The following is an 11,187-nucleotide window of genomic DNA, read 5'->3' as shown; positions in this document are numbered from 1 at the left end:
TTCCCGGTCGACCTGGCGTGCCAGCTCCGGTCGCTCGGTGCGCTGAGGGCGGGCATCGGCGCGGCCGGGTTGGTGCCGTGGTGCGCGCCGCTGGGTTAGCCGCGGTTGGAGCGGGTGCCGAGCAGGACGTCCTCCCAGGAGGGGACGATCGGGCGGGTCTTCTTGCCCTTGGCGCGGCGTGGGGGTTCGGATTTGCGGGCGGGTTCGTCGATGAGGGCGGTCTGGTCGGCGGCCGTGGGCTGGGTGGGGGGTTCGGCTGGGGTGGTCAGCTCGAAGTCCTCCACGTAGTCCGCGGGGTCGACCGCGGCGGGCTCGGCGGTGGGCTCGGGCTCGCGGGGGGTGGGCTCGGCGGCGTCCAGTTCGGCCACCGGGTCGTAGGCGGGTGGCTGGGGGTCGCCTGCCTGCTCGCGGACCGGCTCCTGGACGTACGGCTCGCGGGCCTGCTCGCGCACGTAGGGCGCCTGCTCCCGAACGTGCGGCTCGCGGACGTACGGCTCCCGGGGCGGCGGCGCGGGTGCGTCCACCGCACTGACCTCGAGGGACGACGCCTCCAGCGCGGCGGGCTCCGGGCGGGGTGGGAGCAGGGTGGGGTCGATGTTCAGGGCGGCCTGGGCCAGCTCGGTCACCGGGCGCACGGTGCGCAGCGGGCGGGCGGGCTGGGGGTCGAGCAGGTCGTGGGCGTGCTCGTCCAGCGGGGTGACCGTGCCGCCGTGGGCGCCCGGGTGGAAGGCCCAGTGGGCGCGGTTGACCGAGCGGCCCGCGGTCCAGCAGAGCTGGACGATCCAGCGGCCGTCCTCGCCGCGCCAGGAGTCCCAGACGGCGGCGGTGTAGTCCTGCCCCCGAAGGGTGAACACATGCAGGCAGATCTCGCCGAGGGTCTGCAGGTCGGGGCCGTCCTCGCGGACCGGGTGGGCGCGCTGGGCCAGCTCGGCGGTGCGCGAGCGCTCCAGCAGCACCGGGTAGGCGAAGCGCTCGACCTTGGCCGTCGGGATGCCCGCCGCCTCGGCTACCTGCTCCACGGACTCGCCCGCGCGGATGCGGGCCTGGATCTCACGAGGACGCATCTGGCTCTCCAGCTCGATCTCGATCTGGCCGAGTCGGGTGACGTCCCCGCGGGCGGCCGCCCGCAGCCGCTCGTCGGCCGGGAGCGTGAAGCGCTCACCGCGCGCCGGGTCCTCGCAGATGACGGTCTTGCCGCCATCGGCGAGTCCGACGACCCGCAGCGCGCGCATCGCGACCCTCCCGTACGACGTGAGCAGACATCACTCGTCAGCGTCCCACGGTAAATCGGCGAAGTGCCCTGACGCGCTAGGCGCGCCGCGATCCCCGTGACATCCTCTTGTGATCTTGCCGTATCCGCCGCCCCGCCCGCACCCCCTAATGGGGGCACGGGCAGGGGGAATCCTCAGGCGATGCGCTCGACCACCCAGTCGATGGCCGACGTGAGCGTGGTCACATCCGTGGGCTCGATGGCCGGGAACATGGCGACCCGAAGCTGGTTGCGGCCCAGCTTGCGGTACGGCTCGACGTCGACCACGCCGTTGGCCCGCAGCACCTTGGCCACGGTCGCCGCGTCCACCGAGTCAGCGAAGTCGATGGTGCCCACGACCTGCGAGCGGTGCGCCGGGTCGGCGACGTAGGGGGAGGTGTAGGCGGTCTTCTCCGCCCAGCTGTAGAGCCGGTCGGAGGAGTCCTTGGTCCGCGCGACGGTCCAGTCGAGGCCGCCCTGGGCCAGCATCCAGTCGATCTGCTCGGCCAGCAGGAACAGCGTCGCCACCGCCGGGGTGTTGTACGTCTGGTCCTTGACCGAGTTGTCCAGCGCGACCGGCAGCGACAGGAACTCCGGCACCCACCGGTCCGACGCGCCGATCTCGGCGACCCGCTCCAGCGCGGCCGGGCTCATCAGCGCCAGCCACAGCCCGCCGTCGGAGGCGAAGCACTTCTGCGGGGCGAAGTAGTAGACGTCGAAGTCCTCGGCCTTGACCGGCAGCCCGCCCGCCCCCGAGGTCGCGTCGATGGCGACCAGCGCGCCCTCGGACCCGGCGGGCCGCGCCACCGGCACGGCCACGCCGGTGGAGGTCTCGTTGTGCGCCCAGCCGACGAGGTCGCAGCCCTCGGCGTAGGCGATCTCCGGGGCCGAGCCGGGGTCGGCGGCGACCACGACCGGGTCGGCCAGGAACGGCGCGCCCTTGGTGACCTTGGCGAACTTGGCCGAGAACTCCCCGTAGGTGAAGTGCTGGGCGCGCTCGCGGACCAGGCCGAAGGCCGCGGCGTCCCAGAACGCGGTGGTCCCGCCGTTGCCCAGCACGACCTCGTAGCCCTCGGGCAGCGCGAACAGCTCGCGCAGCCCCGCCCGGACCCGCCCGACCAGCGACTTCACCGGCTTCTGCCGGTGCGAGGTGCCCAGCAGCTTCGCGCCGTCCGAGGCCAGCGCCGCGATCTGCTCGGGGCGGACCTTGGACGGGCCGCAGCCGAAGCGGCCGTCGGACGGGCGCAGGTCCGCGGGCAGCTCCAGCGTGCTCGGGTCGGCGGTTCGGGTCATCGTGGGGGCCTTTCGCGTGCGGTGTACTGGTCACCCCGGCGGCGTTGGCGGCGGCGGTGACCAGTCTCCCACCCCTAGCTGATGCCCGACTGCCAGCCCTTCTCGTCCACCCCGCCCGGGATGGCCTCCGGCGTGCCGTAGGGCTCCCTGGTGAAGATGAAGGTGGCCAGGTCGAAGTGCGAAGGCGCGCCGTCCGCGGTGCGGTGCAGCTCCAGCGTCTCGCCCGCGTAGTAGCCGTCCAGGCCCGTCCACCTGTCGGGACCGGCCGGGCGGAAGCGCGACTGGCGGCCCCGGCCGCTGACCGGCGCCAGGTTGAGCCACCGCTCGGGCAGCAGGCGCAGCACGTACGGCGTCGGGCCCCAGTGCCACAGCCCGGTCAGGGCCAGCAGCGCCGGGTCGTGGTCGGGCAGCGGGGCCCACTCGGCGGGCAGCGCGGGCTCGTGCTGCTCGACGAGGTTGATCAGGTCGAGGGCGACGGTGCTGACCGCGACGCCGGAGGTCGAGTTCGCGGTGACGAACGCGCCGGTGCCGGTGCGCTCGTCGGCCAGGACCATCGCCAGGAAGCCGGGCATCGAGCCGCCGTGCCCGGCCAGCCGCCGCCCGCCCATGCGCAGCACCTGCAGGCCCAGGCCGTAGCCCGAGGTCCACTCGTCGGCGTCGTCGACGTGCGCGGGCTCGCGCATCTCGGCGACGGTGTCCGGGTGCAGCACACCCGCGCTGTCCCCGGCGATGAGCCGGGTCCAGCGGGCCAGGTCGTTGGGGGTGGACCAGAGCTGTCCGGCCGGGGCCATCGCCACCGCGTCCGGGGTCGGCTCGGGCAGCAGCACGTCGGCGAACGGGTGCACCGCCCAGCCCGGCGCGGCCGGGGCCTGCGGCATCGGGGTCGTGCGGGTCATCTCCAGCGGCCGCAGGATCTCGGCCTCCAGCGCCGCCAGCCAGGAGCACCCGCGCAGCCGGGCGACGACCTCGCCGAGCACGCCGTAGCCCACGTTCGTGTAGTGGAACCGCGCGCCGGAGCGGTGCCGCAGCGCGTTCTCGGCCAGGCTCTGCTCCAGCGACCGCCAGTCCGCCCCCGGCGCCCGCTCCCACCACGCCCCGGGCGACTCCGAGGTCAGGCCCGCGGTGTGGGCCAGGAGCTGGGCGATGGTGACCGCGCCGAACGACGTGCCCGGCACGTGCTTGTCCAGCGGGTCGTTGAGGTCGAGCTTGCCCTCGTCGCGCAGCCGCATGACCAGCACTGCCACGAAGGTCTTGGTGATCGACCCGATCCGGTACTGCGTGTCGGCCGTCGGGGTCTGCCCGTCGACCGACCCGCGCGCGCCGAACCAGGCCAGGGCGCCGTCGCGCACCACACCGGCGGTGATGGAGGGCGCGCGGCTCTCGGCCTGCTCGACCGCGACTCGGCGCAGCAGGGCGTGTTCAGTGGTCTGCAGCATGAGTGGAATTGTCGGTCATAAAGCAATCCGATAAGACCGACGGCCTTTCTACGAAAGCGGGGTGACGGTGGCCCAGCCCTCGACCTCGTCGGGCTGGCGCGGGCCGGGGCCGATGTAGGCGGCGGCGGGCCGGACCAGGCGGCCGGTGCGCTTCTGCTCCATGATGTGGGCGCACCACCCGGCCGTGCGGGCGCAGGTGAACATCGCGGGCATCATGTGCGGCGGCACCTCGGCGAAGTCGAGGATGACCGCGGCCCAGAACTCCACATTGGTCTCGATGGCGCGGTCCGGGCGGCGCTCGCGCAGCTCGGCCAGGGCGGCCTGCTCCAGCGCGGCGGCGACCTCGTAGCGGGCGGCGCCCAGTTCGGCGCAGGTGCGGCGCAGCACCCGGGCGCGCGGGTCCTCGGCCCGGTAGACCCGGTGCCCGAAGCCCATCAGCCGCTCGCCGCGGTCGAGGATGCCGCGCACGACCGCGCGGGCGTCGCCGGTCCGCTCGACCTCGGCGATCATCGGCAGCACGCGGGCGGGCGCGCCGCCGTGCAGCGGGCCGGACATCGCCCCGATCGCCCCGGACAGCGAGGCGGCCACGTCCGCCCCGGTGGAGGCGATGACGCGGGCGGTGAAGGTGGAGGCGTTGAGGCCGTGCTCGGCGGCGGAGACCCAGTAGGCGTCCACGGCCTTGACGTGCGCGGGGTCGGGCTCGCCGCGCCAGCGGGTCATGAACCGCTCGGTGATGGTGCGGCACTGGTCGACCCGCCGCTGCGGCACCGCGGGCTGGTGGATGCCGCGGGCGGACTGCGCCACATAGGACAGCGCCATGACCGACGCGCGGGCGAGCTGGTCGCGGGCCTCGTCGTCGGTGATGTCCAGCAGCGGCTGGTAGCCCCAGATCGGGGCCAGCATGGCCAGCCCGGCCTGCACGTCGACCCGGACGTCGCCGGAGTGCACGGGGATCGGGAACGGCTCGGCGGGCGGGAGGCCGGAGCCGAAGCGGCCGTCGACCAGCAGCGCCCACACGTCACCGAACGTGACGCGCCCGGCCAGGTCCTCGATGTCCACACCGCGGTAGCGCAGCGCGCCGCCGTCGCGGTCGGGCTCGGCGATCTCGGTGCGGAAGGCGATCACGCCCTCCAGGCCGGGTCGGAACCCGTCGTCGGCCTTCGGTTCGGTGTGCACCGCACTGTGCATGGGTCCGCCCTTTCGCGCCAAGCCCCGACTCTGCTCGCGCGGGTTCCCGCCCATACCAGGGTCGCCGAAGGCGGCTCCGCACGGCTGCCGGACAACCTTGCTCCCCGCGGCCGACGTTAGCAATCGTTCACGCGGGTGTCTTCGGTCACGATCCAGTGGAACGATCCAGCGACCCCCGGTCGGGGGAGGTGGGCGGTGTCACCGTCTGGGCGGTTCCCGTTCACCTGGAATCCCCGTACCGTCGGCCGCACGTGCGGTGACCCCCCACCTGGATGGAGAAGCCGATGGCGGACGGCCCTGACGTAGCGGACATCACGCTGGAACTGCCGAGCATGCGGGTCTCCTACGAGACCGGTGCGCTGAGCGAGGCCGAGCTGGCCGACACCTGGCACGAGCAGCTGCAGGCGTGGTTGGACGAGGCGAAGCGGGCCGGGCTGGCCGAGCCGAACGCGATGGTGCTGGCCACCGCGGGCGCCGACGGGATGCCGTCGTCACGCACGGTGCTCGCCAAGGGCCTCGACGCCAGGGGGCTGGTCTTCTTCACCAACTACACCTCCGCCAAGAGCCACGACCTCATGGCCGCCCGCTACGCATCCGCCACGTTCCCCTGGTACGGCCTGCACCGCCAGGCGACCGTCCGCGGGACCGTGGAGAAGGTGAGCCCGGCCGAGACCGCCGCCTACTGGGCCAAGCGCCCGCGCGGCTCGCAGCTGGGCGCCTGGGCGTCGCCGCAGTCGATCGTGGTCAGCGGCCGCGCCGCGCTGGAGGCCGCCCTGGCCAATGTGGAGCGGCGCTTCGCCGACGCCGAGACCGTGCCGGTGCCCCCGCACTGGGGCGGCTGGCGCATCCAGCCGGAGGTCGTGGAGTTCTGGCAGGGCCGCCGCGACCGCATGCACGACCGGCTGCGCTTCAAGCAGACCAGGGACGGCTGGAAGGTCGAGCGGCTCGGGCCGTAAATCACACCCGACCAGGTCGTTAGTTGACCTAAGCTAACGACCTGTGACCCTGAAAGAGCGCCCGCGCGGGTTCCTCAGCCGGGCGTTGATCGACACGCGCCCGCTGCGCATCCGGGACTACCGCAGGCTGTGGGTGTCGACCGCCATCACCGCGATCGGCAGCCAGCTCACCGCGGTCGCCGTGCCCAAGCAGATCTACGACCTGACCGGCTCGTCGGCGTGGGTCGGGCTGACCGGCGCCGTCGGGCTCGTGCCGCTGCTGGTGTTCGGCCTGTGGGGCGGCGCGATCGCCGACGCCTTCGACCGGCGGCGGGTGCTCATCATCAGCAACGCCGGTGTCGCGGTCACCTCGGTGCTGTTCTGGCTGCAGGCGTTCGCGGGCCTGGGCTCGGTGTGGGTCGTGCTCGCGCTGCTGGGCCTGCAGCAGGCGTTCGTCGCGGTGAACATGCCCGCGCGCAGCGCCGCGGTGGCCCGCTTGGTCCCGCCGGAGCTGCTGCCGCCCGCGAACGCGCTGAGCTTCACCACCTTCACCTTCGGCATGGTGTTCGGCCCGCTGGCCGCTGGCGCGCTGATCCCGCTGCTCGGATTGTCCACTTTGTACCTCATCGACAGCGTGGCCTTGGTGCTGGCGCTGGGCATGGTGTTCCTGCTGCCGCCGATCGAGCCGGGCGAGGGCGCGTCGCGGCGGGCGGGGCTGCGGGACATCGCCGACGGCTTCCGCTACCTCAGCGCCCGCAAGCTGCTGCTGATCAGCTTCCTGGTCGACGTCATCGCGATGGTGGCGGGCATGCCGCGGGCGCTGTTCCCGGAGATGGCCGAGCGCGTCTTCGGCGACCCGCCCGGCGGCGGGCAGGCGCTGGGCTGGCTCTACGCCGCTATCCCGCTGGGCTCGGCGCTGTTCGGCCTGTTCTCCGGCTGGTTCTCCCGGCTGACCAGGCAGGGCGCGGTGATCACGGTCGCCATCGTCGCGTGGGGCCTGTCGGTCGCGGCCTTCGGCATGGTGTCCTCGCTGTGGCTGGCCGTGGTCTTCCTGGCCCTGGGCGGCGGCGCGGACCTCATCAGCGCGGTGCACCGCAGCTCGATGCTCCAGACCGAGGCGACCGACGAGATGCGCGGGCGCATGCAGGGCGTGTTCACCGTGGTCGTCGCGGGCGGACCCCGCATCGCCGACCTGCTGCACGGCTGGGGCGGCGCGGCCGTCGGCCCGGCGCTGGCGGCGACGGCGGGCGGCGTGCTCACCGTGGTGCTGACCGTGGTCGCGGTGGCCGCGGTGCCCTCGTTCTGGCGCTACCGCTTCCAGCCGGAGAAGCTGGCGGACAAGACCCAGCCGTCGTCCTAGCCGTCTTCCTGGCCGTCTTCTCAGTCGTCGTCCGGCAGGCCGGAGGTCTCGTGGTCGGCCCGGAACAGGGCCTCGTCGAGCAGCCTGCGCAGGTGCGAGCCGCGGGCCCGGTAGAAGACCCGGCGGCCCTGCTTGCGGGTGGCCACGAGGCCCGCGAGGCGCAGCTTGGTCAGGTGCTGGCTGGCGCTGGTCGGGCCGACGCCCGCCAGCTCGGCCAGCGTCGTGACGTCCCGCTCGCCGCCGTCGCGCAGGGCCCAGAGGATGCGCAGCCGGGTGGCGTCGGACAGCATCGCGAACACGCCGACCGCGGTGTCCACCTGCTCGTCGGTGGGCTCGCCGGTGCGCGCGTGGTGGTCGTCCGATGCGGAATGCACAACACCTTCACAATCGACTAGGTATGCAGGTATCGTCCGCTGCCATGGGACACGGCCACGGGCACGGACATGGGCACGATCGCACCGATCCCGCCCTGGAGACCAGTCGGCGGGGCCTGCGGGCGCTGAAGATCTCCTTCGCCGTGCTGCTGGCGACCGCGGCCGCCCAGGCGGTCCTGGTGGCCGTCACGTCCTCGGTCGCCCTGCTCGGCGACACCCTGCACAACCTGGCCGACGCGCTGACCGCCGTCCCGCTCGCGGTGGCGTTCCTGCTCGGCCGCCGGGCCGCGACCAAGCGCTTCACCTACGGCCTCGGCCGCGCCGAGGACCTCGCGGGCCTGGTCGTGGTGGCCCTGATCGCCGCGTCGGCCGTGGCCGCCGGGTACCAGGCGGTGGCGCGCATCCTCGACCCGCGCCCGGTCGAGCACCTGCCGCTGCTGGCCGCGGCCGGGCTGGTGGGCTTCATCGGCAACGAGTGGGTCGCCCGCTACCGCATCCGGGTCGGCCGGGAGATCGGCTCGGCCGCGCTGGTCGCCGACGGCCTGCACGCCCGCACCGACGGCTTCACCAGCCTGGCCGTGGTCGCCGCCGCGGCAGGCGCGTGGCTGCGCATCCCCTACGCCGACCCGATCATCGGCCTGGGCATGGCCGCGCTGATCGCCCTGGTGCTGCGCGCCGCCGCCCGCGAGGTCTTCGGCCGCCTCCTCGACGGCATCGACCCCGCGCTGGTGGAGCGCGCCGAGATCGCCCTGGCCACCGCGCCGGGCGTGCGCGGGGTGGACGCCGTGCGGCTGCGGTGGGTGGGGCACCGCCAGTACGCCGAAGCGGTGATCGTCGCCGACGACGACGCGACGCTGGTGGCCGCGCACGCCATCGCCGTCACCGCCGAGCGCCGCCTCCGCGATGCCCTCCCGCGCCTGGACGGGGTGACCCTGCACGTCGACCCGGCCTCGTGCGCCGGGCCGCACCGGTAGCCGAAAAGGTTGCGCCGCATGGGAAACCGCCGCCGAGCGCCGTAGTGTGTGGGCACATGGACGCACCGATGGGCGAGCAGATCGTGATCACCCGCGACGAGGCCCGCGCCGTCGTCACCTCCCGAGGGGCGACGCTGCGCGAGTTCTCCACCGCGGGGGTCGACTACACCGAGACGTTCCCGGCGGACGCGACCCCGCCGCTGGGCGCCGGGTCGGTGCTGGTGCCCTGGCCCAACCGGGTGGCGGGGGCGCGCTGGGCGGGCGGCGCGCTGGAGGTCACCGAGCCCGCGCGCGGCAACGCGATCCACGGCCTGGTCCGGCACGAGGAGTGGGCCGTGGTGGAGCGCTCGGCGTCGCGGGTGCGGCTGGCGGTGTCGGTGAGGGAGCGGCCGGGCTGGCCGCACCCGTTCCGCACGGAGATCACCTACGCGCTGGACGAGCGGGGGCTGGCCGTCACGCACGTCGTCGTCAACACCGGGGACGCCGTGATGCCGTTCGGGGTGGGGGCGCACCCGTACCCGCGGCCGGGCAAGGGCGTCGACTGCGCGCTGCGGCTGGCGGCGACCACGCACCTGCCGCTGGACCCCGACCGGATGGTTCCCGTCGGCGGCCAGTCGCCCATCGACCCGGCCCTGACGACCGGGGCCCCGCTGCGGGCGCTGAGCCTCGACGACGCCTTCGGCGGCTGCGAGCCCGACGCCGACGGCGTGGTGCGGCACTGGCTGCGCGGCGAGGGCGGCGGCGTGCTGGTCTGGGCCGACCCGGTGTTCCGCTGGGTGCAGGTGTTCACCCCGCCGGAGTTCCCCGGCGCGCAGGGCCAAGCGGTGGCCATCGAGCCGATGACCTGCCCGCCGGACGCGCTCAACTCCGGGGTGGACCTGATCGAGCTGGCGCCTGGGGCGACGTGGACCGGGTCCTGGGGTATTTCGCCTTGCTAACATTCTGGGTGTGACGATCGCAGTAACTGGTGGATATGTGGTCCCCGTCGTCGGCGAGCCGATCGACGGGGGAACGGTGCTGATCGACGACGGCAAGATCGTCGCGGTCGGCGCGGACGTCGAGGTCCCGGCGGGCGCGACCATCGTCGACGCCGCCGGGAAGTGGGTGCTGCCCGGCTTCGTCGAGGCGCACGGCCACCTCGGCGTGCACGAGGAGGCCGAGGGCTGGGCGGGCCAGGACACCAACGAGATGACCGACCCGGTCACCGCCAAGGTCCGCGCCCTCGACGCCGTCAACCCGGCCGACGAGGGCTTCCGCGACGCGCTGGCGGGCGGGGTGACCACGGTGGTGGTCAAGCCGGGCTCGGGCAACGTCATCGGCGGCCACACCGTCGCCCTGAAGACCTGGGGCCGCACCGTCGACGACATGCTGATCCGCGACGCGGTCAGCATGAAGAGCGCCCTCGGCGAGAACCCCAAGCGCGTCTACGGCGAGAAGAAGACGATGCCGTCGACCCGCCTCGGCGTCGCCGCGGTCATCCGCGAGCACCTCACCAAGGCCCAGGACTACATCGCCCGCCGCGCGCACGCGGCCGAGGAGGGCAAGCCCTTCGAGCGCGACCTCACCCTGGAGGCCCTGGCCGCGGTCCTGGAGGGCACCCTCCCCTGGTGCCAGCACGCCCACCGCGCCGACGACATCGCCACCGCGATGCGCCTGGCGGACGAGTTCGGCTACAAGCTGATCCTCAACCACGGCACCGAAGGCCACCTCCTGGCCGACACCATCGCCGAACGCGGCATCCCGGTGATCATCGGTCCGCTGTTCACCACCCGCTCCAAGGTGGAGCTGCGCAACCGCCACCTCCGCAACCCCGGCATCCTGGCCCGCGCAGGCGTCAAGATCGCCATCACCACCGACGCCCCCGTCATCCCGATCGACTTCCTCGTCCACCAGGTCACCCTGGCCGTCAAGGAAGGCCTGGACCCGGCCGAGGGCCTGCGCTCCATCACCGTCAACCCGGCGAGCATCATGGGCCTCGACGACCGCGTCGGCGCCCTGGCCCCCGGCCTGGACGCCGACCTGGTCCTCTGGTCCGGCGACCCCCTCAACGTCATGAGCCGAGCCCTCAAGGTCTACATCGCCGGCCGCGAGGTCTACACCTACGACGAAACCACGGGCAAGGGCACCACCACAGACCCGTACTACCGCGAGAACTAACAAACAACAAACCAGACAACAAGGCCCGCCCGGAACACACCCGGGCGGGCCTTACTAATTAGAGCGCAACGCCACCACCCACAAAACAGCAACCGCCCCACCCAAAGTGTCCGATGGGGTGAACTCGCATTCGCGGGGAGCGAAGTGCCGCTAAACTTGCGGGGGCGTGAACGGGCTTCGCCCGCATCGCCGCTCTTCACGCCCAGCGGCGCTTCGCTTAG

The 11,187-nt window shown here is 73.4% G+C and carries 10 protein-coding genes; 5 read left to right on the top strand and 5 right to left on the bottom strand.

Going from position 1 to position 11,187, the window contains the following annotated elements:
* Positions 1 to 95 precede the first annotated feature (95 nt).
* From sepH to ACWEPX_RS30510, 4 genes are all read right to left on the bottom strand, one after another.
* Positions 96 to 1,232, bottom strand: a complete 1,137-nt coding sequence (gene sepH, locus ACWEPX_RS30525; protein ID WP_451900729.1) for a septation protein SepH — start codon at positions 1,230 to 1,232, stop codon at positions 96 to 98.
* 173 nt (positions 1,233 to 1,405) lie between these two features.
* Positions 1,406 to 2,542, bottom strand: a complete 1,137-nt coding sequence (serC, locus tag ACWEPX_RS30520) for a phosphoserine transaminase (RefSeq protein WP_451900728.1) — start codon at positions 2,540 to 2,542, stop codon at positions 1,406 to 1,408.
* 74 nt (positions 2,543 to 2,616) lie between these two features.
* Positions 2,617 to 3,978, bottom strand: coding sequence for a serine hydrolase domain-containing protein (locus ACWEPX_RS30515; RefSeq protein ID WP_451900727.1), 1,362 nt, complete (start codon positions 3,976 to 3,978; stop codon positions 2,617 to 2,619).
* A 48-nt stretch (positions 3,979 to 4,026) separates the two neighbouring features.
* Positions 4,027 to 5,154, bottom strand: a complete 1,128-nt coding sequence (locus tag ACWEPX_RS30510; RefSeq protein WP_451900726.1) for a citrate synthase 2 — start codon at positions 5,152 to 5,154, stop codon at positions 4,027 to 4,029.
* A 296-nt stretch (positions 5,155 to 5,450) separates the two neighbouring features.
* On the opposite strand from ACWEPX_RS30510, the gene pdxH reads away from it, so the two are divergent.
* A complete protein-coding gene (gene pdxH, locus ACWEPX_RS30505; RefSeq protein WP_451900725.1) occupies positions 5,451 to 6,122 on the top strand; it encodes a pyridoxamine 5'-phosphate oxidase in 672 nt (223 codons plus the stop codon).
* 43 nt (positions 6,123 to 6,165) lie between these two features.
* Positions 6,166 to 7,461 carry an MFS transporter gene (locus tag ACWEPX_RS30500; RefSeq protein ID WP_451900724.1) on the top strand — a complete coding sequence of 432 codons (1,296 nt, stop codon included), beginning with the start codon at positions 6,166 to 6,168 and terminating at the stop codon, positions 7,459 to 7,461.
* Between the two features lie 20 nt (positions 7,462 to 7,481).
* On the opposite strand, the gene ACWEPX_RS30495 is transcribed toward ACWEPX_RS30500, so the two are convergent.
* Positions 7,482 to 7,835, bottom strand: coding sequence for an ArsR/SmtB family transcription factor (locus ACWEPX_RS30495; protein WP_451900723.1), 354 nt, complete (start codon positions 7,833 to 7,835; stop codon positions 7,482 to 7,484).
* Positions 7,836 to 7,879: 44 nt separating this feature from the next.
* Here ACWEPX_RS30495 and ACWEPX_RS30490 point away from each other — a divergent pair, with 44 nt between their 5' ends.
* From ACWEPX_RS30490 to ACWEPX_RS30480, 3 genes are read left to right on the top strand one after another with little or no spacing between them, the layout of a single operon-like run.
* Positions 7,880 to 8,809, top strand: coding sequence for a cation diffusion facilitator family transporter (locus tag ACWEPX_RS30490; protein WP_451900722.1), 930 nt, complete (start codon positions 7,880 to 7,882; stop codon positions 8,807 to 8,809).
* Between the two features lie 56 nt (positions 8,810 to 8,865).
* The gene (locus tag ACWEPX_RS30485; protein WP_451900721.1) at positions 8,866 to 9,747 is read left to right on the top strand and encodes an aldose 1-epimerase family protein; all 882 of its coding nucleotides are present in this window, start codon (positions 8,866 to 8,868) and stop codon (positions 9,745 to 9,747) included.
* A 10-nt stretch (positions 9,748 to 9,757) separates the two neighbouring features.
* On the top strand, positions 9,758 to 10,966 hold the full coding sequence (locus ACWEPX_RS30480) for an amidohydrolase (RefSeq protein ID WP_451900720.1): 1,209 nt from the start codon (positions 9,758 to 9,760) through the stop codon (positions 10,964 to 10,966).
* The last annotated feature ends 221 nt before the right edge of the window (positions 10,967 to 11,187 follow it).

Source organism: Actinokineospora sp. NPDC004072, from assembly GCF_053604195.1.
The sequence above is the reverse complement of the archived record's forward strand: the minus strand, read 5'-3'. Positions and strand labels throughout refer to the sequence as shown.

Bases quoted from the DNA above. Each gene is read 5' to 3' on its own strand.
- ACWEPX_RS30485 (WP_451900721.1), top strand. From the start codon at position 8,866: ATGGACGCACCGATGGGCGAGCAGATCGTGATCACCCGCGACGAGGCC.
- ACWEPX_RS30515 (WP_451900727.1), bottom strand. From the start codon at position 3,978: ATGCTGCAGACCACTGAACACGCCCTGCTGCGCCGAGTCGCGGTCGAG.
- pdxH (WP_451900725.1), top strand. From the start codon at position 5,451: ATGGCGGACGGCCCTGACGTAGCGGACATCACGCTGGAACTGCCGAGC.
- ACWEPX_RS30490 (WP_451900722.1), top strand. From the start codon at position 7,880: ATGGGACACGGCCACGGGCACGGACATGGGCACGATCGCACCGATCCC.
- serC (WP_451900728.1), bottom strand. From the start codon at position 2,542: ATGACCCGAACCGCCGACCCGAGCACGCTGGAGCTGCCCGCGGACCTG.
- sepH (WP_451900729.1), bottom strand. From the start codon at position 1,232: ATGCGCGCGCTGCGGGTCGTCGGACTCGCCGATGGCGGCAAGACCGTC.